Raw genomic sequence first — 20,101 nt, forward strand, 5'->3', positions numbered from 1 at the left:
ACTCCTGCCGCAGCCGTTGGCGGCGACATATTCAAACAACATTCAAACAACAGCATCCCAGCAACAATAGGCGGACAACAGGCGGGTAATGCTGGACGAATTGTGCCGGATTGTTGCAGCGGGCGCCATGTGCGGGCGGGCTTGTCCGCCCACACGGAACCCCGGTTCAGTGTTTGAACCGTTCGTTCAGGGCGTCGGCCACGGCAGGATGGACGAACTTGCAGATATCGCCACCCAGCGCGGCGATCTCGCGCACCAGGGTCGAGGAGATATAGGAGTATTTTTCCGACGGAGTGAGGAACAGGCTTTCCACGTTCGGCGCCAGTTGGCGGTTCATGTTGGCCAGCTGAAACTCGTATTCGAAGTCCGAGACCGCGCGCAGGCCGCGCAGCAACACATTGGCGCCTTGCTCCTGGGCGAAGTGCGCGAGCAAGGTGGAGAAGCCGACCACCTCGACATTGGGCAGGTGCTTGGTGACTTCGCGGGCCAGTGCGACCCGTTGTTCGAGGGGGAACAGCGGGTTTTTCTTCGGGCTGGCGGCTACCGCAATGATCACGTTGTCGAACAGGCGCGCGGCGCGCTCGACCAAATCGCCATGGCCTTTGGTGATGGGGTCGAAGGTGCCGGGGTATAACACTCGATTCATCGTGACGTCCTGGCGGATCCGTTGGGGAGTCGGATGGTAGCGCAGCGAGGAACTGCGGCCAAGTCAGGCGTGTGCGCCACGCACTTGGCCGGCCCGTGGATGCCCCGCCATCAGGCGTGCTTGAGGCGCTCGGCCAGTTGGCTCGCCAGTTGCGCGGTCAGGCCATAGATCGACAATTGCGGGTTGGCGCCGATGCTGGTGGGGAACAGCGAGCCGTCGTGGATCGACAGGTTGCTCAGTTGGTGGTGCCGGCCCAGGCTGTCGGTGACCGCCTGCCGTGGGTCTTCGCCCATGGCGCAGCCGCCCATTACGTGGGCGCTGCTCAGGCGGGTGCGGTACAGCTCCAGGCTCAGCTCGTCGATCAGCTTCTGGGCTGCGCCCAGGGTCTTTACGTAGCCGGCGTCGGCGTGCAACGGCAGCACGGCCTTGGCCCCGGCGGCGAACTGGATCTCGGCCATGCTGTGGAAGGCGCGGCGCACCCCATCCCAGCTGTAGTCGGTCATCCGGTAGTCGAGTACCGGGCTGCCGTCGCCGCGCAGTTCCACCGTGCCTTCGGCGCTGTCGGGGTGGAAGCCGTCGCGCAGCAGGGCCAGCATGACGTTGGTGTGCGGCAATTGTTCCATGCGCAGGGCGTTGTCGACGCCGAAGCGGCCGAGCAGGGTGGCGGTCAGCGCCGGATGCAAGGGCGGCACCTCCAGCTTGTAGGACATGCGTCCGGCCGTGCCGTCGAGCCATTGGAAGTGGTCGGAGTAGATCGACTGCGGCGCGCCGTAGAAGGGGTTGATCCGCTGCTCGAACTGCGCGGCGGAGAAGTTCACCAGGTGCAGGAAGGTGCGTTTGCCGGCGCGCCGGTGTGGGTCGGGGGCGCCCGAACGCAGGAGGATGCCGGGGGTGTTGATGCCGCCGCCGGCGAGGATGTAGTGCTTGGCCTTGACCCGGATCTTGCGCCCGGTCGGCGCCACGCAGCGTTCGTCCATGGCCAGGCATTCGATGCCCGCGACCCGCTCGCCGTCGAGCAGCAGGCGTTCGGCACGTGCCAGGTAGAGCAGCTCGCCGCCTTTTTCCAGGGTCGCCGGGATGCTGGTGACCAGCATCGACTGTTTGGCGTTGGTCGGGCAGCCCATGCCGCAGTAGCCGAGGTTCCAGCAGCCGCGCACGTTGCGCGGGATGACTTTCCAGTGGTAGCCGAGCTGCTCGCAGCCGCTACGGATCACCTGGTTGTTGGCGTTGGGCGGCACGGCCCAGGGCGCGACGCCCAGGCGTTGTTCCATCTGCTCGAACCAGGGCGCCATCTCTTCCTCGCTGTGGCCGCTGACGCCATGCTCCCTGGCCCAGTGCTGCAGGGTCGGCGCGGGGGTGCGAAAGCTCGAGGTCCAGTTGACCAGGGTGGTGCCGCCGACCGCGCGGCCCTGGAGGATGGTGATGGCGCCGTCCTTGCTCATCCGGCCGATGCCTTCCTGGTACAGCTGTGGATAGGCCTCGGCCTCCTGCATCTTGAAGTCGCTGCTGGTCTTCAGCGGGCCTTCCTCGATCAGCAGTACCTTGTAGCCGGCGGCGCTGAGGATTTCCGCGCTGGTGCCGCCGCCCGCGCCGGTGCCGACGATGGCCACGTCGGCTTCCAGGCTCAGGTCGTGCTCCAGGCGTGCGCCGTTATGGGTTTTCCAGCCGCGGGCCAGGCCTTCGGCGAACAGATCGGGTACAGGCATTTAAGGCTCTCTTTCTTATGGTTTCGCGTATGCAAGGCTGAGCGAGCTAGAGCCAGGCTAGGCGCGCAGCCAGCCGTCAGACTGTAGGCGGGCCGGGGTAGCCGCAGTGGGCCCAGGACTCGGCGCGCCCGTACCAGCTCATCATCACCAGTTGCAACAGCGAGGCGTGGCCCATTTGCAGCAAGCCGATGGAGCTGTTCTGCCAGCGTTCGAGAAAAGCGCGTACCTCGCTTGCCGAGGCGTTGTCCCAGCGTCCCCAGATGCCGGTCAGCGGCCCGCGGGTCAGTGGCATGGCCAGCACGTCGAACAGCTGCACGGTCAGTTTGAGCAGCTCGGGGGACAGGTGGTTGAGGCTGTAGTCGAGGCTTTCGAGGGTGCCGCTGACCGCCTGCGCCATCATTGTCGGAGCCACCGCGCCTTCCAGCAGCACCGGGATCAAGGTCTGGAGGAAGGCCAGGTCGGTTTCGCGGATCACGCTAAAACCGGCCTTGGGCGTGCTGGCCGAGCAGCCGCTGAGGGTCGCGGTCAGCCCGGCAGTGGCGAGTAAGGCCGAGCCGAGCAGGCCGACTTTCAGCAGATTGCGCCGCGACAGGCCCGACGAATCAAGAGTGGTGTCGTGCATTATTGTTATCACCGATACGGCTTTGGTTAACGGACGAACAACTTGTAGACCAGTTTCTGCAGCGCCTTGCCATAGGGCGGGTAGATCAGTTTGGCGGCGTTGAAACGCTGTTTGATGAATACGCCCTTGGCCTTGCTGAAGGTCAGGAAACCTTCGTGACCGTGGTAATGGCCCATGCCGGAGGGGCCGACGCCGCCGAACGGCAGGTCGTCCTGGGCCACGTGCAGCAGGCAGTCGTTCAGGCACACGCCGCCCGAATGGGTCTCGTGCAGCACGCGTTGCTGCTCGCGTTTGTCGTAGCCGAAGTAGTACAGCGCCAGCGGGCGGGCACGCCGGTTGACGTAGGCGAAGGCATCTTCGATGCGCTGATAGGGGATCACCGGCAGCAGCGGGCCGAAGATCTCGTCCTGCATCACCTTCATCTGGTCGCTGACGTTCAGCAGCAGGCTGTGCGGCATGCGCCGGCCTTGCGCCTCGGGGAACAACGGCAGGATGGTCGCGCCCTTGTCTTCGGCATCGCTGAGGTAGCCGTTGAGGCGCTGCTGCTGGCGCTCGTTGATGATCGCGGTGTAGTCGGGGTTGTCCTGCAATTGCGGGTAGAAACCCTGCACCGCGGCGCGGTAGGCGGCGACGAAACCTTCGACGCGATCTTCGGGCACCAGCACATAGTCCGGCGCCACGCAGGTCTGCCCGGCGTTCATGGTCTTGCCGAAGGCGATGCGCTCGGCGGCGTCCGCCAGCGGTACATCGGCGGAGACGATGGCCGGCGACTTGCCGCCCAGCTCCAGGGTCACCGGGGTCAGGTTCTCGGCGGCGGCGCGCATCACGTGCCGGCCGATGCTGGTGGCGCCGGTGAACAGCAGGTGGTCGAACGGCAGCCTGGAAAAGGCCATGCCGACCTCCGCTTCGCCCAGCACCACGCTGACCAGGTCTTCGGGGAATAGCTTGGCCAGCAGCTCCTTGAGCAGCTGCGAGGTGGCCGGGGTCGACTCGCTCATCTTGATCATCACCCGGTTGCCGGCCGCCAGCGCGCCGACCAGCGGGCCGATGGCGAGAAACAGCGGGTAGTTCCACGGCACTATGACGCCGACCACGCCGAGCGGTTGGTAGATCACCTTGGCCGAGGCCGGCATGAACGGCAGGCCGACGCTGCGCCGCGACGGCTTCATCCATTTCCTGATGCGTTTGCTGGCGTAGTGGATGCCGTGCAGGCTGGGCATCAGTTCGGCGAGCAGGGTCTCGTCGGCGGAGCGGTTGCTGAAGTCCCGGGAAATCGCCTGGATCAGCGGGCCTTGCGCATGGGTCAAGAGTTCGCGCAGGGCCTTGAGCCACTGCATGCGCTGCTCCGCGCTCGGCATCGGGTTGGCCTGATACGCCTGGCGTTGCAGGGCGAAGGTGGTTTCCAGCGAGCTGATCGGCTGTTGCGGCAGGTTCGGTTCCAGATAGGCGATGTCGGCGACCATGGGGCGGTTCCTCGGCGATCCAGCAGGGCAACCCGTTGCGCCGGCGAGCAGGCGGCTTGGGCGTGGCAAAAGTGCTGCTGGATTTTTAGAGCAATTGCTCTAATCTGTCAAATCACCTGAGAATTGCAGGCTTGGCGTGTGGCCATTCGGCTAGCGCCGCAGGCGCTTCACCCTGTACCTTTGCCGGGCTTTTGAGTCGAGATCGAGCAATCCATGGCCATTCCACCGAAAACCCGCGAGCGTATCGTCCAGGCCAGCCTCGAGTTGTTCAACGCCCAGGGCGAGCGCAGCGTCACCACCAATCACATCGCCGCGCACCTGGGAATTTCGCCGGGCAACCTGTACTACCACTTCCGCAACAAGCAGACGATCATCGCCGAGCTGTTCGGCCAGTACGAACGCCATGTCGACGGTTTTCTGCGCCTGCCCGAAGGCCGTGCCCTGACCATCGCCGACAAGACCGTCTACCTGGAGGCGCTGCTCGCGGCGATGTGGCACTTCCGCTTCCTGCACCGCGACCTGGAGCACCTGCTCGACAGCGATGCCGAGCTGGCCGAGCGCTACCGGCTGTTCGCCCAGCGTTGCCTGCAGGGCGCGCAGAGCATCTATCAGGGCTTCGTCGAGGCCGGCATCCTGCAGATGACGGCGCCGCAGATCGAGGCGCTGGCGCTCAATGCCTGGATCATCATGACCTCCTGGGTACGCTTCCTCTGCACCACCTGCGGCCAGCCTGGCGGCCTCAGCGAAGCCATGCTGCGTCGTGGCATCTACCAGCTGCTGGCCCTGGAGGCGGGCTATATCGCGCCGCAGGCGCGGGAGGCGGTCGACGCCCTGTACCGCCGGCTGCATGTGCCGCTGGAACAGGTGCTCTGAATCGAGACTGGCGTAGGCGGGTCGGGCCGCGGCGCCAACTGTCGGTACACGCAAAACCTGTTGCGCCGTAGCCCAGCCTAGGCCAGCGTCTCCAGCCACTCGGGGATGCGCCGCTCCAGGTAATAGCCCGGCCGCCGAGGTGAACCGTCGATAAAGCCGACATGGCCGCCATGCTCATGCAGTTCGAATTCGATGCTTGGCGACAGCTCGCTGGCCTTCGGCAGGCTATGGCGGAACACGAAGGGGTCGTCGGCGGCCTGGATGATCAGGCTCGGGGTTGCGACGCTGCCCAGGAAGTAGCGGCTCGAGGCGCGGCGGTAGTAGTCCTCGGCATCGGCGTAGCCATGTAGCGGCGCGGTGATGCGGCCGTCGAAATCCCAGAAAGTGCGCATATTGTCCAGGGGGCCGAGTTTTTCCAGGGTGGACAGGCGATCGGCCATGCCCTGGTGGGCGAACAGGCGCTGTTTGTCTTTCACGTAGGCCACCATTTCGCGCATGAAATGGCTCTGATAAACCCTGGAAAAGCCCAGGTCGAGGCGATCCGCACACTGATCCAGGCGAAACGGCACCGACACCGCTACGGCGCCTTGTACCTGGCTGGCGCCGCCGGTTTCGCCGAGGTACTTGAGCAGCACGTTGCCGCCCAGGGAATAGCCGACGACGTACAGCGGGGTCAGCGGCCGTTGTGCGCGCAGATGGCGCAGCGTTTCGGCCAGGTCGTCGCTGGCGCCGGAGTGGTAGCCGCGCGCCAGCAGGTTGGGTTCGCCCGAGCAGCCGCGCCAGTTCAGCGCCACGCTGGCCCAGCCGCGCGCGGCCAGGGCCTGTTGCAAGCCGAGCACATAGTGCGAGCCGGACGAGCCGGTCAGGCCGTGCAGCACCAGCACCAGGGGCGCCTCGGCGGCATGCGGGCCGTGCCAGTCGAGGTCGAGAAAGTCGCCGTCCTCCAACCACAGGCGTTCGCGCTGGCGCTGCAGTTGCGGCGCCTTGCGCCACAGCGGGCTCCACAGGGTCTGCAGGTGCGGGCCGGGTAGCCACCAGGCGGGTTTGAAGTGCGTGTTCATGCTGGTAGCCCGTGGCCTCAGCCAGCCTGGGCGCTGCGCTGCCACAGCGCGTAATACACCTGGCCGGCCTTCTGTTCGCGGTGCAGGCGCCAGTTGCCGGGCAGGCCGAGGCTGGAGGGCGGGTTTTCGCTTTCGCTGTAGATCCAGGCATCCGCCGCCAGCCAGCCGTGTTGTTCCAGCAGGTTGCAGGCGGGCAGGAGCAGATTCTGGCCGAACGGTGGGTCGAGAAATACCAGGTCGAACGGCGTGACGGCCTGGTTCTGCAAGTAGGCGAGGGCATCGCTTTGCAGCAACTGGCCGTTGTCGCAGTGCAGGGTCTGCAGGTGGCCGCGCAGGCTGGCGATGGCGCCGGGGTTGAGATCCAGCGCCAGGGCACTGCCGGCTCCGCGCGACAGCGCTTCGAGAAACAGCGCGCCGCTGCCGGCGAACGGGTCGAGCACCTTGGCGCCTTCGACGTAGGGCGCCAGCCAGTTGAACAGGGTTTCGCGCACGCGGTTGGGCGTGGGGCGCAGGCCGGCGGCCATGGGGAAGTTGAACTGGCGCGAGCGCCATTGCCCGCCGATGATCCGCAGTTGGCCATCGCCACCATGGGCGGTTGCCGCTTTGTTTGGCTTGCGCATCAGTGCTCCGGTACGGCAGAGGGTTGTTCGACGGGTTTGTCGCCGGGCGGCGGCAGTTCCTGCTGGGCCACGGTCGGTCCGACGCTGACGATGACCAGGGCGTCCGGGTCGAGGTGCTTGGCCATGGCGGCCTTGACCTGCTCGGTAGTGAGGGCTTGCACCGCACGCATGAAGTCTTCCAGGTGGCTCAGCGGCAGGTCGTAAAAGCCCATGGAGCCGAGTTGGCCGACGATCGCGGCGTTGCTCGCGGTGGACAGCGGGAAGCTGCCGGCCAGCTCGCGCTTGGCGTTGTCCAGTTCTTCCCGGGTCGGGCCGCTGGCCAGGTAGTCGCGCAGCATGTCCTTGACCAGTTGCAGGGTGCCGGTGCTGAGTTCGGCGCGGGTCTGCAGGTTGATCATGAACGGCCCGCGCGCCTGCATGGCGCTGAAACCGGAGTAGACGCCGTAGGCCAGGCCGCGCTTTTCGCGCACCTCGCTCATCAGCCGGGTGCCGAAACCGCCGCCGCCGAAAATCTGGTTGCCCAGATAGAGCGCGGCGTAGTCCGGGTCGCGGCGGTCGATGCCGAGCTGGGCGATCATCAGGTGGGTCTGGTTGGACGGGAACTCGATATGGCTGAGGCCGGCTTGCGGCGCGTCCGGCTGGGCAATGAGGGGCAGGGCCGGGCCTGCGGGCAATGCGGCGGAGACTTGTGCCGTGAGCGCTTCGGCTTCGCCGCGCGAGAGGTCGCCAACCAGGGCGATCACGGCGTTGCCGGCGGTGTAGGCCTTGGCATGGAAGGCCTGCAATTGCTCGCGGCCGATCGCCGGGACGGACTGTTCGTTGCCTTCGCTGGGGTGGGCGTAGGGGTGCTTGCCGTAAAGCCGCTCGAACAGTTGCAGGCTGGCCAGTTTGCCGGGGTTCTGCTTCTGGTACTCGAAGCCGGCCAGCACCTGGTTCTTGATCCGCAGCAGGGCGTCCTCGGGGAAGGTCGGTTGGCCGAGCACCTGGTTGAACAGTTGCAGGGCCGGCTCGCGTTTGTCCGCGGCGCTCAGGCTGCGCAGGCTGGCCACCGCCATGTCGCGGTAGGCGCCGTTGCCGAAGTCGGCGCCCAGGCTTTCGAAGCCGGCGGCGATGGCGCCGACGTCCTGGCCCGGCACGCCTTCGTTGAGCATGGCGTTGGTCAGCATCGCCAGCCCTGGCATGCCGTCATCCTGGCTGCTGCCGGCGGCGAAGGTCAGGCGCAGGTCGAACATCGGCAACTCGCGCGCCTCGACGAACAGCACCTTGGCGCCCTCGGCGGTTTGCCAGGTCTGGATCTCCAGATTGCGCCGGCTCGGTGCCTGGCCGTTGATTGCAGCCAAGGACTCGATCTTCGCCGGCGCCTCGGGCGCGGGCTGGACGTCGCCGGTGGGGGCGTCGGCACGGTTGGCCAGCAGGAGCAGGATCGCCAACAACGCCAGTACCGCCAGGCCGAGCAGGCCGTAGCGCAAACCATTGCGCTCACTCATCGTGCTTCTCCTCGGGTAGAACATGGGCGACGCTCAAGCGCTCGCGGGTAAAGAAGGTGTTCGCCGCGCTCTGGATATCGGCCGGGGTGACCGCTTCCAGGTCGGCCAGCTCCTGATCCAGCAGCGTCCAGGACAGGCCGACCGTCTCCAGTTGGCCGATGGCGGTGGCCTGGCTGGTGATCGAGTCGCGCTCGTAGACCAGCCCGGCAATGACCTGGGCACGCACGCGGGCCAGCTCCTCGGCGGAGGGCGGGTTCTGCTGCAGATCCCGCAGCTCGCGCCACAGGCCGGCTTCGGCTTGCGCCAGGGTCTTGCCGGTTTGCACATTGGGCGTGGCGGACAGCACGAACAGGCTGTCGCCGCGCGGATGGGCGTCATACCAGGCGGAGGCCGCGGAAACCAGTTCCTCGCCACGCTCCAGGCGCGACGGCAGGCGGGCGCTGTAGCCGCCGTCGAGCAGGGTGGCGAGCAGGCGCAAGGCATGCACCTGGCGCGGGGTTTCGGCGGTGGCCAGGCCCGGCACGTTGAAGCCCAGCAGCAGGCTCGGCAGTTGGGTTTTCAGGTGCAGGGTGATCCGCCGCTCGCCCGGCGCGGCCAGCTCGCGGGGGATTTTCGCCGCGGGCACCGCGCGTGCGGGGATGGCGCCGAAATAGCGTTCGGCGAGCACCTTCACCTCGCTGGCGCTGACATCGCCAACCACCACCAGGGTGGCGTTGTTCGGCACGTACCAGGCGGCATACCAGGCGCGCAGCTCCTCGACGGTCATGCGCTCGAGGTCGGCCATCCAGCCGATGGTCGGAGTGTGGTAACCGCTGGCGGGGTAGGCCATGGCCTTGAACCGCTCGTACGCCAGCGCGCCGGGTTTGTCGTCGGTGCGCAGGCGCCGTTCTTCCTTGATCACCTCGATCTCGCGGGCGAATTCATCGGCCGGAAGCGCAAGGCTGGCCAGGCGGTCGGCTTCCAGTTCCAGGGCCACGGCCAGACGGTCGCGGGCCAAGACCTGGTAGTAGGCGGTGTAGTCGTCGCTGGTGAAGGCGTTCTCCTCGGCGCCGAGTTCGCGCAGGATGCGCGAGGCTTCGCCGGGGCCGAGCTTGCGGCTGCCTTTGAACATCATGTGCTCGAGGGCGTGGGACAGGCCGGTCTGGCCGGGCGTCTCGTAGCTGGAGCCGACCTTGTACCAGAGCTGGGACACCACCACCGGCGCGCGGTGATCTTCGCGGACGATGACCTTGAGGCCGTTGTCCAGGCTGAACTCGTGGGTCGGCTGTGGTTCGGCAGCCGTGGCCAGCAGCGGCAGGCCGATGGCGGCGAGCAACAGGGTTGCGGCGCGTAGAGCGATCATATGCATGGGAATGAGGTCACCGTGATGGGCTGCGTGCGTCGCCGAGTATGCCGTTGAGAGGTTGCAGCGTGGTGGCTGCAGGAGATCCCTGGGCATGCAGTTGTCGACGGATTCTAGCGGTAAGTGGCTATTAACAGAACCGTGAGACTCCTGAGGTGTGCCGGCGTTCCTTGGCCTGGGGTCGCGCAACTATTGCGAATATTGCGAAAGCGGTCATTCAGTGCTGCTGCTCAAGCCAAAGCCGCGCCGGTCGAAGAACGCGGCCAGGTAATCGATAAAGGTTTGCACCTTGCGCGTGGCCCGGCGGTGGCTGGGGTAAACGGCGAGGATCAGCGGGCCGAAGGCATCCGGATCGAAGTCGTACTCCGTCATCATCTGGAGCAATTGGCCGGTCTCCAGATAGGGCTGCACACTCCACAGGGGGCAGGCGTGCAGGCCTACTCCCAGCAGGCAGTTGGTCAGCAGCAGGTCGTAGTTGTCGCTTGCCAGGCGTGCTTGCGGCACCGGGGTGCGCAGGCGTACGCCGTGGTGCGCCAGCCACCAGTAGTGTTGATCCAGCGCCGGGTGGCGGTAGAGCAGCCATTGGTGGCGGCCGAAGGTTGCCGGCGTGACCGGCGTCGGGTTGGCCGCCAGGTAGGCCGGGCTGGCGCACAGGACGATGCGATTGTGCCCCAGCGGTTTGGCAATCAGCCCCGGCAGGTCGCTGCGGCCCTCGCGCAAGGCCAGGTCATAACCGCCCTCGGCCAGGTCGACGAAGGCGTCGCACAAATCCACCCGCAGGCTGAGCTGCGGATGTTCGGCGAGAAAATCGGCGCAGACTCGATCGAGAAACGCCCGGCCAAACGCCAAGGGGGCGGTCAGTCTCAGGCTGCCATGCAGGCCCTGCTTGAGCTGGCCGATCTCTTCGCCGGCATCGTGCAGGCGCTGCAGCACCTGGCGGGCGGTCTCCAGGTAGAGCCGGCCGGCCTCGGTCAGCGCCGTGCGTCGGGTGCTGCGCTCGAACAGTTGCGCGCCCAGTTCCGCTTCCAGGTGGCTGACCGCCTTGGTCAGGGCCGAAGGGGTCTTGCCCAACTGCTCGGCCGCACGGCTGAAACTGCCCTGTTCGGCGGTGGCGACAAACATGCTCAGGGCGCCGAGCTTGTCCATAGTGTTTTTCCTGTTTGGCAAGAATGTTTTGCTCGGCAGCGCTGTTCTGCCGCTGCCTATCCGCCGCTAGTCTCATGGCCAGACCAATAAAAACTAGAGGCTGCGGCGATGCAACGATTTATTCCAGGCTTGTTGGCCGGCGTGCTGGCTTTTTCCTCGATGGAAGCCATGGCGGCGGCGGATCTGTTGTTATTCAACGGCAAGGTGTTTACCGCCGAACCCGGCCAGCCGCTGGCCCAGGCGGTGGCGGTGGCGGGCGGCAAGATCCTCAAGGTCGGCAGCGATGCCGAAATCCAAGCCCTGGCCGATGCCGATACGCAACGGGTCGACCTGGCGGGCAAGGTGTTGATGCCGGGCATGATCGACAGCCACAGCCATCCGGTCATGGGCGCCATGGCCAGCCTGCGGGCCAACCTGTATGACGAGGTGCTGGCGCTGGCCGAGCTGGAGCAGTGGATCCTCGAACAGGATCGGGCCGGCAGCGCGCGCATGGGCGATCTGATCGTGATTTCCGGCGCCAGTTCGGCCTATTGGCAGCAGAGCGCCGGGCTGGGCGCTATCTTCAACCAGGGCCGTTGGGCCGAGCAGCCGCTGGTGCTCGATGGCATCGACGGGCATACCGGCTGGGCCAATCAAGCCCTGCTCAAGCGCCTGAACATCGATGCCGGACTGGTGCGCAGCCTGTCCGACAAGGAGCGCGGTTTTATCGGCCACGATGCCGACTTCAACCCCACCGGCTACCTGGCGGAGAATGGCTGGGATCGGGTGCGTAGCCAGTATCCGGCGCCCAGCGAGGCCGACATGCTCGCAGCCGCCCGCGAGGCGGTGAAGATCAACAACCGGGTCGGCATCACCGCCTGGATGGATGCGGCGGCCAATGCCGGTGACGGCGATGGCCTGTTCGAGCTGCGCCCCAGCGAACAAGACCTGGGCGTGCTGCCGCTGTACCGCGCGCTGGCCGAGCAGGGCGAGCTCAGCGCCCACGTCGCCGCGCTGCTGGTGACCCATCCGCAAAGCCAGCCGGCCGACCTGCAGGTGCTGGACAAGGTCATGCAGCAGTTCCGGGGCGTGCCCAACCTGAGTTTCCCCGGCATCAAGATTTTCGCCGACGGCGTCATGGAGTTCCCGGGGCAGACCGCCGCGGTGCTCGAACCGTTCAACAACAGCCGCAAACGCGGCGAGCTGCTGATCGACCCGGCCGGCTTCGGCGGGTTGGTGACGGCTGCCGAACAGCGGGGCTGGATCGTGCATGTGCATGCGGTGGGCGACCGCGCGGTGCGTGAGGCGCTGAACGGCTTCGAGCAGGCGCGCCAGCTCAACCCCGCGCCGCTGGCGCACAGCATCAGCCACCTGCAGATGGTCGATCCCGCGGAGTTCCCGCGCTTTCAGCAGCTCGGCGTGATCGCCTCCATGCAGCTGCTCTGGGCCACCGCCGAGAGCTACACCGAGGAGCTGGTCAAGCCCTACGTGAGCGCCGCGGCTTACCTGCACCAGTACCCGGCGCGCTCGCTGCACCAGGCTGGCGCGACTATCGCCGGCGCCAGCGACTGGCCGGTGTCCAGTCCCAATCCGTGGAACGCCATCGCCCAGGCCAGCACCCGCAAGGGCCCGCTCGGGGTGCTCAACGGCGCCGAGAGCATCGACCGCGAAAGCATGTTCCAGGCCTACACCCTCAATGCGGCCAAGGCCCTGCGCCTGGAGCAGCGCATCGGCTCCCTGGCGCCGGGCAAGCAGGCCGACCTGATCGTGCTGGATCGCGACGTGTTCCAGGTCAGCGACGAGCAGCTGTTCGACACCCAGGTGCTGCGCACCTACTTCGCCGGCCAACTGGTGCACGCTCAGGAGTCCTGACCCGCTGCGTCCGATCGGCCCTGCTCCGCGTTGGAGTGGGGCGGGCGGAACCTCGATCCACCCCGATAACAATAAGGAAAACCCTATGCGCGCGTTAACCGCCTTCGTTATGGCTGCTCTGGGATTGGCTCCGCTTGGCCAGCTACAGGCCTTGGAGCTGAACCAACAGTTCGACTTGCAGATCACCCCCAAGCTGCTCAGCGATTACCGCTCCAGCGGCATTTCGCAAACCCTGGGCGACCCGGCCTTGCAGCTGGATGTGCTGCTGGCCCATGCCAGCGGCCTGTATGCCGGGGTCTGGAGCAGCAATGTCGAGTATGGCTATGACTGGGAACAGGACGACGACTACGGCACCCGTCAGGAGGTCGACTACTACGCCGGCTATTACTGGCAGATCGACGACGACCTCAGCCTCGACCTTTACTACAACAGCTACAGCTACCCGGGGGAGGGCCAGTTCAACGGCGCCGATGTCTACCTGACCCTGGATGCCTACGGCTTCTTTATCGGCGGCAAGCACTCGGCCGATGTCGACGAGAGCAGTTCCAGCTACTTCGCCGGCTACCGCACCCAGTTGCCGCTGGAGATCGGCCTGGAGTTGAAAGCCGAGAATGTCGACTACAAGGACAAGGTGTTCTTCAACAAGGACTGGATCCGTGGCCAGGAGGACTACAACAACTGGAGCATCGGCCTGCAGCGGGAAATGCTCGGGGTGAACTGGGGCGCGAGCTATGTCGATACCGATCTGTCGCAGGCCGAGTGCATGAGTTACATGGGCTATGACGACCTGTGCAGCGCCACCCTGGTCTTCAGTGCCAGCCAGACCTTCTGATGCCCACGAGCGAGGACAGCGCCGTGAACTCCCCCGGCCTGCTCGCCGCCGTCGGCCTGCTGGCACCGATTCAAGGAAGTGGCCGGCGGCTGAGTCGGTCGACATGCTCCCTGGCGCTCGTGGGGCTTGCAGCGAGGAGGCGTCCATATGCGACAGATAGACCTGCTCCGCGGCGGCTTATAGTGGTAAAGTCGCGCGCAATTCTCGTGTGTTGCCCGTCAGCATGACTGGCTTCATGTCGGCTTGAGCCCTGTGCGGTCAAAGCCACACGCACGGTTCTTGGGGCTCCCGCTCAGGAATGATCCGGGGGTCGCCCGACCTTACCGGCGGCCACGTCTGGTATCTGGTCTGAATGTTACTGTGCGCTTCCTTCAGCTTTATATTCTGCTGCGCAGCCAATGTTCCAGACCCGCCCACTGGCGCGTCGCACCTTTGAGATAGCCGTCCTCCATGTTTGGTTCCAACGACGACAAGAAGACCCCCGCACCCGGCGCCACGCCCGCTGTACCGCCATCGGCCGAGAAACCCGCCGAGAAGAAAGACCTGTTCGGCTGGTTGCGCAAGAAGCCGCAGGAGCCCGCCAGCAGTCCAGCAACTCCCGCGGCCGAACCCACGCCTGCACCCGAGTCGCCAGCACCGGCGCCAGCGCTGCCGCCAGCCGGCGAGGCCGCTGCGCCAGTGCTCGGACAGGTCGCGCCGGCTGCCGGTGCCGAGCCCGCATCGACGCCGACACCGACACCGACACCGACGCCCGCGTCGGTGGCCGAGCCGGTGCAGGCGCCGCGGCCTTCGCGGTTTCGCATCAATGCCGGCAGCGAAGTGCTGCATCCCGTCGTTCACGTGGCGGAACCCGAGCCGCCTGCGCCGGCCGCAGCGAGCGTCGCGCCGGCTCCGGCAGCCGAGGTGCAGGTCGAGCAGAACAAACCGGGCGATAACCAGGGCGGCTGGTTCGCCCGCCTCAAGCTGGGGCTGTCGAAAACCAGCGCCAGCCTGGGCGAGGGCATGGCCAGCCTGTTCCTCGGCAAGAAGGCGATCGACGACGAGCTGCTCGAGGAGATCGAAACCCGCCTGCTCACCGCCGACGTCGGCGTCGAAGCCACCAACCTGATCATCCAGAGCCTGACCCAGAAGGTCGCGCGCAAGCAGTTGACCGACAGCGGCGCCTTGTACCAGGCACTGCAGGACGAGCTGACCGCGCTGCTCAAGCCGGTCGAGCAGCCGCTGCGCGTGGATCAAACCAAGCAGCCCTATGTGATTCTGGTGGTCGGCGTGAATGGCGCCGGCAAGACCACCACCATCGGCAAACTGGCGCAAAAACTGCAGCAGGACGGCAAGAAAGTCATGCTGGCCGCCGGCGACACCTTCCGCGCCGCCGCCGTGGAGCAGTTGCAGGTGTGGGGCGAGCGCAACCGCATTGCGGTGATCGCCCAGCACACCGGGGCCGATTCGGCGTCGGTGATCTTCGATGCGGTACAGGCCGCCAAGGCGCGCGGCATGGACGTGCTGATCGCCGATACGGCCGGGCGCCTGCACACCAAAGACAACCTGATGGAAGAGTTGAAGAAGGTGCGCCGGGTGATCGGCAAGCTGGACGACACGGCGCCGCATGAGGTGTTGCTGGTGCTGGATGCCGGCACCGGGCAGAACGCGATCAACCAGGCCAAGCAGTTCAACCAGACGGTGAACCTGACCGGCCTGGTGCTGACCAAGCTGGACGGCACCGCCAAGGGCGGGGTGATCTTCGCCCTGGCCAAGCAGTTCGGCCTGCCGATTCGCTATATTGGCGTCGGCGAAGGCATCGACGACCTGCGCACCTTCGAGGCTAACGCCTTTGTCCAGGCGCTGTTCCAGTCGCGGGAATCCTAATGATCAAGTTCGAGCAGGTCGGTAAGCGTTACCCCAACGGTCACGTCGGGCTGCACGAGCTGAGTTTTCGCGTGCGCCGTGGCGAGTTCCTGTTCGTCACCGGCCACTCGGGTGCCGGCAAAAGCACCCTGTTGCGCCTGCTGCTGGCGATGGAACGGCCGACCAGCGGCAAACTGCTGCTGGCCGGGCAGGATCTGGGGCAAATCAGTAACGCCCAGATTCCCTACCTGCGCCGGCAGATCGGCGTGGTGTTCCAGAACCACCAACTGCTGTTCGACCGCAGCGTGTTCGACAACGTCGCCCTGCCGCTGCAGATCCTCGGCCTGTCCAAGGTGGAGATCGGCAAGCGCGTCGGCGCCGCCCTGGAGCGGGTGTCGCTGGCGGACAAGGCCGAGCAGTTTCCCAGCGAGCTCTCCACCGGCCAGCAGCAGCGCGTCGGCATCGCCCGCGCGGTGGTGCATCGGCCGGCCCTGTTGCTGGCCGACGAGCCGACCGGCAACCTCGACCCGCGCCTGGCCGCGGAGATCATGGGGGTGTTCGAGGATATCAACCGCCTGGGCACCAGCGTGCTGATCGCCAGTCACGACCTGGCGCTGATCGCGCGCATGCGCCACCGCATGCTGACCCTGCAGCGTGGCCGCTTGATCGGCGACGGGGAGGCGGTCTGATGAGCGCTACCCGCATGCCCGCCCCCCAGCCGGCGCAACGCGTCGGCGCCGCGCCGAAAAAGCCCGAATCGAAGACCCCGGACGACGGCCCGGATTTTCGCAGTCAGTTCCACGCCTGGCTGGAAAGCCACCGCGCCAGCCTGGTCGACAGCCTGCGGCGCCTGGCCAAGCAGCCGATTGGCAGCTTCTTCACCTGCCTGGTGATGGCGGTTGCCCTGAGTTTGCCGATGGGCCTGGCCTTGCTGCTGGACAACGTCGAGCGTCTCGGCGGCTCCTGGCAGCGCGCCGCGCAGATTTCCCTGTTCCTGCAGATCGACGCCAGCGAGGCCGAAGGCCAGGCGCTGCGCGAACAGATCGGGGGCATGGACGAGGTTGCCGAAGCCGAGTGGATCAGTCGCGAGCAGGCCTTGCTGGAGTTCCAGCAACTGTCCGGGTTGGGCGAGGCGCTCAAGGAGTTGCCGGACAATCCGTTGCCGGGCGTGGTGCTGGTGACGCCCAAGGAAGTCGACAAGGTCACTCTGGAGGCTCTGCGTCTGCGCCTGGCCGATTTGCCCAAGGTGCAGCAGGCGCAACTCGATCTGGTCTGGGTCGAGCGGTTGACGGCGATTCTCAACCTGGGCGACCGTTTCGTCTTCGGCCTGACCCTGTTGCTGGTGATGGCCTTGTTGCTGGTGATCGGCAATACCATTCGCCTGCACATCGAGAACCGCCGCACCGAGATCGAGGTGATCAAGCTGGTCGGCGGCACCGACAGCTATGTGCGCCGGCCCTTCCTTTATATGGGCGCGCTCTACGGCTTGGGTGCCGGGCTGCTGGCCTGGCTGCTGCTGGCCTATGGCCTGGGCTGGCTGAACGACGCGGTGATTCGCCTGGCCGGGCTCTACGGCAGCGACTTCGCCCTGGCGGGCGTGCCGGCAGACGACGGCCTGTCCTTGCTGCTCGGCGCGCTGCTGCTCGGCTACATCGGCGCCTGGCTGGCGGTCGCCCGGCATTTGAACGAATTACAGCCAAGATAGTTAAGTGGTTGATTTTATTGATATTGACTATGTGTAAGGGAACTTGTACAGGCGTTCCTAGTCGTATTGCTCAGTGTTACACTGCGCTCGATTCGTGAGTCGGAGGATCCATATGTCCACTTCTTTGCAACCTGTTCATGCTTTAGTCCCGGGCGCCAACCTGGAGGCTTACGTGCATGCGGTCAACTGCATACCGCTGTTGACCGCCGAGCAGGAACGCGAGCTGGCCGAGAGTCTCTATTACCAGCAGGATCTCGAAGCCGCTCGGCAAATGGTGCTCGCCCATCTGCGCTTCGTCGTGCATATCGCCCGCAGTTATTCCGGTTATGGCCTGGCCCAGGCCGACCTGGTTCAGGAAGGCAACGTCGGCCTGATGAAGGCGGTCAAGCGCTTCAACCCGGAAATGGGCGTGCGCCTGGTGTCGTTCGCCGTGCACTGGATCCGGGCCGAGATCCATGAGTTCATCCTGCGCAACTGGCGCATCGTCAAGGTCGCCACCACCAAGGCGCAGCGCAAGCTGTTCTTCAACCTGCGCAGCCAGAAGAAGCGTCTGGCCTGGTTGAACAACGAGGAAGTGCATGCCGTGGCGGAGAGCCTGGGCGTCGAGCCGCGCGAGGTGCGCGAGATGGAAAGCCGCCTGACCGGCCACGACATGGCCTTCGACCCGGCCGCCGAGGCCGACGACGAAAGCGCCTTCCAGTCGCCCGCCCAGTACCTGGAAGACCACCGCTACGACCCGGCGCGCCAGCTCGAAGCTGCCGATTGGAGCGACAGCTCGACCGCCAACCTGCATGAGGCGCTGGAAGGGCTCGACGAGCGCAGCCGCGACATCCTCTACCAGCGCTGGCTGACCGAGGAGAAAGCCACGCTGCATGAACTGGCCGCCAAGTACAACGTCTCCGCCGAGCGCATTCGCCAGCTGGAGAAAAACGCCATGAACAAGCTGAAAGGCTCGATCGCGGCGTGATTGCACACCCCGAAAGAGCCGCACCCTGGTGCGGCTTTTTTCTGCCTGGAGAAAAGCCTTGAGGAAAATGCCGCCCCTGCGCGCGCAACACGGGTTGGTATTTGCCGCTGTTGCGTTGCTGTTCTTCGCCTGGGGCGCCTGGCTGATGCGCCCGCAACCTGCGGCGGCGCCGCTGCCCTGGTTGGCCGAGTGGCAAGCCGAAGTGTTCGTGCCCCTGGCCGATAACCGCCTGAACCTGGCGATGTTGAGAGCTCGGGTAGAGGGCGAGCTGTGGCTGCAGTCGCGTCCGGAGGGGGCGCGCTTGCTCTACCGCGCGGATTGGCCGGCGAGCGGCGAGCCTTGGGCGTTGGAAGCCGAACTCGAATTGGGCGAGGCCGAGCGCGCCAGCCTGATGGCGGCGGCCGGCTTGGGCGTGGGCGACGATGAGCAGCCGCTCGGCCGGCAGTTGCTGGCCGGACTGGGCAGCCATGCCATCGTGGCCCTGAGGCTCGAACCGCAGCAGGCCGTGGCCGCCGCGCGTCTGGCCAGCAGTCTCGGCCAGCCGCGCCTGCGCCTGGAACTGGGCGAGGGCCAGGCCTGGGTCTATCCCGAGGCGGGGTTGACGGCGCACACCGAGGGCGAGCGCTTGCGGTTGTTGCAGGTGCTGCCGCGGCAGGCCTTGAAGCGGCGCTGACATCGGCGGGCAGGACTCTCGTCGGGCGCTCAGCCCGTTCGGCCGTCAGTCCAGGCGCGCCGCGTGCAATCGATTGAGGTAGTGGCTGCCGCCGAGTTGGCGCATCTGCTGGCGAATCCAGGCCGCGCGGCGGTTGACGTGAGCGCTCGGCCGGCTGGCGCTCCAGTGCCGCGGATTCGGCAGCACGGCAGCCAGTTGGCTGGCCTGTTGGGCCGACAGGTAGGGCGCGCCGGTCTTGAAGTGGTAGCGCGCCGCGGCTTCGGCGCCGAATACGCCGTTGCCCCATTCGGCGCTGTTGAGGTACACCTCGAGAATCCGCTGTTTTGGCCAGAGCAGTTCGATCAAACCGGTGAACCAGAACTCGATCCCCTTGCGCAGCCAGCTGCGGCCCGACCAGAGAAACAGGTTCTTCGCCACCTGCTGGCTCAGCGTGCTGGCGCCGCGCAGCGAGCCGCCTCGCAGATTGTGCGCCAGCGCCGCGCGAATCGCCGCGACATCGAAGCCCCAGTGTTCGGCGAATTTCTGGTCTTCGCCGGCGATCACCGCGATTTTCAAGTCGTCCGGCAGCTCGCCCCAGGGGCGCCAATTGCGCTGCAGGTTGATGGGCTGGCCGTCGACCCAGGATTCGACCTTGCGCTCGACCATCAGGGCCGTGCCGGGTGGCGGCACCCAGCGCAAGACCAGCACCAGCAGCGCCGAGCCGGCCATGAGGCAGAGCAGCAGTTTGAACATCAGGCGGCGGATGGAGCGAAACATGCGGGCTTGGCCAGGGGGATTTTGCCGGCCATTATAGCGGTCGCCGTTGTCTTGTCTGGAGTGATGCATGGTGCGTCTGTGGTTGTTGCTGTCTGCCTTGGCCGGGTTTACCGGCGTCGCCCTGGGGGCTTTCGCCGCCCATGGCTTGAAGAGTCGACTCGGCCCGGAGTATCTGGCGCTGTTCCAGACCGGCAGCCACTACCAACTGATCCACGCCCTGGCGTTGTTCGGCGTCGCCCTGCTGGCGCTGCGGGTGCCGGGCCGCTGGGTGAATCTGGCCGGAGGTTTTTTCGCCCTGGGCATTCTGTTGTTTTCCGGCAGTTTGTATCTGTTGGCGCTCAGCGGCATCGGCGGGCTGGGGATCATCACGCCGTTCGGTGGCCTGGCCTTTCTTGCCGGTTGGCTGTGCCTCGGCCTGGCGGCCTGGCGTTGCGGCGAATGCTGAATACGGCTGCTGGGTCAGGTTAACCTGACCCGCACGTCAGAATGTGGGGCGAATGCCGTCC

Annotated in this window: 19 protein-coding genes; 9 read left to right on the plus strand and 10 right to left on the minus strand. The window is 66.0% G+C overall.

The genetic code is table 11. The features are described 5' to 3' along the window. Window positions 1-166: 166 nt before the first annotated feature. The 4 genes from coaD to P8H27_RS08935 form a co-directional block, all read right to left on the minus strand. The gene (gene coaD, locus P8H27_RS08920; RefSeq protein ID WP_289636883.1) at window positions 167-646 is read right to left on the minus strand and encodes a pantetheine-phosphate adenylyltransferase; all 480 of its coding nucleotides are present in this window, start codon (window positions 644-646) and stop codon (window positions 167-169) included. 110 nt (window positions 647-756) lie between these two features. Further along, window positions 757-2,352: a GMC family oxidoreductase gene (locus tag P8H27_RS08925; RefSeq protein WP_289636884.1), complete on the minus strand. Its 1,596-nt coding sequence runs from the start codon at window positions 2,350-2,352 to the stop codon at window positions 757-759. Window positions 2,353-2,428: 76 nt separating this feature from the next. After that, window positions 2,429-2,974 carry a twin-arginine translocation pathway signal protein gene (locus tag P8H27_RS08930; protein ID WP_289636885.1) on the minus strand — a complete coding sequence of 182 codons (546 nt, stop codon included), beginning with the start codon at window positions 2,972-2,974 and terminating at the stop codon, window positions 2,429-2,431. Between the two features lie 26 nt (window positions 2,975-3,000). Beyond that, window positions 3,001-4,437 (minus strand): coniferyl aldehyde dehydrogenase, encoded by a 1,437-nt coding sequence (locus tag P8H27_RS08935; RefSeq protein WP_289636886.1) that lies wholly within the window; start codon window positions 4,435-4,437, stop codon window positions 3,001-3,003. A 213-nt stretch (window positions 4,438-4,650) separates the two neighbouring features. Between P8H27_RS08935 and P8H27_RS08940 the strand changes: the two genes are divergently transcribed. Beyond that, window positions 4,651-5,310 carry a TetR/AcrR family transcriptional regulator gene (locus P8H27_RS08940; RefSeq protein WP_289636887.1) on the plus strand — a complete coding sequence of 220 codons (660 nt, stop codon included), beginning with the start codon at window positions 4,651-4,653 and terminating at the stop codon, window positions 5,308-5,310. A gap of 77 nt (window positions 5,311-5,387) precedes the next feature. On the opposite strand, the gene P8H27_RS08945 is transcribed toward P8H27_RS08940, so the two are convergent. The 5 genes from P8H27_RS08945 to P8H27_RS08965 all read right to left on the minus strand — a co-directional run bounded on the left by P8H27_RS08945 (window position 5,388) and on the right by P8H27_RS08965 (window position 10,966). Next, window positions 5,388-6,371, minus strand: coding sequence for a hydrolase (locus tag P8H27_RS08945; RefSeq protein ID WP_289636889.1), 984 nt, complete (start codon window positions 6,369-6,371; stop codon window positions 5,388-5,390). A 17-nt stretch (window positions 6,372-6,388) separates the two neighbouring features. After that, a complete protein-coding gene (rsmD, locus tag P8H27_RS08950) occupies window positions 6,389-6,991 on the minus strand; it encodes a 16S rRNA (guanine(966)-N(2))-methyltransferase RsmD (protein ID WP_289636890.1) in 603 nt (200 codons plus the stop codon). After that, a complete protein-coding gene (locus tag P8H27_RS08955; protein WP_289636891.1) occupies window positions 6,991-8,478 on the minus strand; it encodes a pitrilysin family protein in 1,488 nt (495 codons plus the stop codon). Before P8H27_RS08955 ends, rsmD begins: the two co-directional genes overlap by 1 nt. Further along, window positions 8,471-9,826, minus strand: coding sequence for a pitrilysin family protein (locus P8H27_RS08960; protein WP_289636893.1), 1,356 nt, complete (start codon window positions 9,824-9,826; stop codon window positions 8,471-8,473). Before P8H27_RS08960 ends, P8H27_RS08955 begins: the two co-directional genes overlap by 8 nt. Window positions 9,827-10,033: 207 nt before the next feature. After that, on the minus strand, window positions 10,034-10,966 hold the full coding sequence (locus P8H27_RS08965) for a LysR family transcriptional regulator (RefSeq protein WP_289636894.1): 933 nt from the start codon (window positions 10,964-10,966) through the stop codon (window positions 10,034-10,036). 108 nt (window positions 10,967-11,074) lie between these two features. On the opposite strand from P8H27_RS08965, the gene P8H27_RS08970 reads away from it, so the two are divergent. The 7 genes from P8H27_RS08970 (at window position 11,075) to P8H27_RS09000 (ending at window position 18,839) form a co-directional block, all read left to right on the plus strand. Continuing rightward, window positions 11,075-12,817, plus strand: coding sequence for an amidohydrolase (locus P8H27_RS08970; RefSeq protein ID WP_289636895.1), 1,743 nt, complete (start codon window positions 11,075-11,077; stop codon window positions 12,815-12,817). Between the two features lie 85 nt (window positions 12,818-12,902). After that, window positions 12,903-13,649 (plus strand): TorF family putative porin, encoded by a 747-nt coding sequence (locus P8H27_RS08975; protein ID WP_289636896.1) that lies wholly within the window; start codon window positions 12,903-12,905, stop codon window positions 13,647-13,649. A 450-nt stretch (window positions 13,650-14,099) separates the two neighbouring features. Further along, on the plus strand, window positions 14,100-15,515 hold the full coding sequence (ftsY, locus tag P8H27_RS08980) for a signal recognition particle-docking protein FtsY (protein WP_289636897.1): 1,416 nt from the start codon (window positions 14,100-14,102) through the stop codon (window positions 15,513-15,515). Continuing rightward, entirely contained in the window at window positions 15,515-16,183 is a 669-nt protein-coding gene (ftsE, locus tag P8H27_RS08985; RefSeq protein ID WP_289636898.1) for a cell division ATP-binding protein FtsE, read from the plus strand. Before ftsY ends, ftsE begins: the two co-directional genes overlap by 1 nt. Continuing rightward, the gene (ftsX, locus tag P8H27_RS08990) at window positions 16,183-17,199 is read left to right on the plus strand and encodes a permease-like cell division protein FtsX (protein ID WP_289636899.1); all 1,017 of its coding nucleotides are present in this window, start codon (window positions 16,183-16,185) and stop codon (window positions 17,197-17,199) included. Before ftsE ends, ftsX begins: the two co-directional genes overlap by 1 nt. 112 nt (window positions 17,200-17,311) lie before the next feature. Then, on the plus strand, window positions 17,312-18,166 hold the full coding sequence (rpoH, locus tag P8H27_RS08995; protein WP_289636900.1) for an RNA polymerase sigma factor RpoH: 855 nt from the start codon (window positions 17,312-17,314) through the stop codon (window positions 18,164-18,166). Window positions 18,167-18,233: 67 nt separating this feature from the next. Beyond that, window positions 18,234-18,839 carry a hypothetical protein gene (locus P8H27_RS09000; RefSeq protein WP_289637049.1) on the plus strand — a complete coding sequence of 202 codons (606 nt, stop codon included), beginning with the start codon at window positions 18,234-18,236 and terminating at the stop codon, window positions 18,837-18,839. A 45-nt stretch (window positions 18,840-18,884) separates the two neighbouring features. On the opposite strand, the gene mtgA is transcribed toward P8H27_RS09000, so the two are convergent. Beyond that, window positions 18,885-19,595: a monofunctional biosynthetic peptidoglycan transglycosylase gene (mtgA, locus tag P8H27_RS09005; RefSeq protein WP_289636901.1), complete on the minus strand. Its 711-nt coding sequence runs from the start codon at window positions 19,593-19,595 to the stop codon at window positions 18,885-18,887. A gap of 67 nt (window positions 19,596-19,662) precedes the next feature. Between mtgA and P8H27_RS09010 the strand changes: the two genes are divergently transcribed. After that, window positions 19,663-20,040 (plus strand): DUF423 domain-containing protein, encoded by a 378-nt coding sequence (locus tag P8H27_RS09010; protein ID WP_289636902.1) that lies wholly within the window; start codon window positions 19,663-19,665, stop codon window positions 20,038-20,040. Window positions 20,041-20,101 lie beyond the last annotated feature (61 nt).

The sequence above is a fragment of the Pseudomonas sp. sp1636 genome (assembly GCF_030376615.1).
GTDB lineage: Bacteria > Pseudomonadota > Gammaproteobacteria > Pseudomonadales > Pseudomonadaceae > Aquipseudomonas.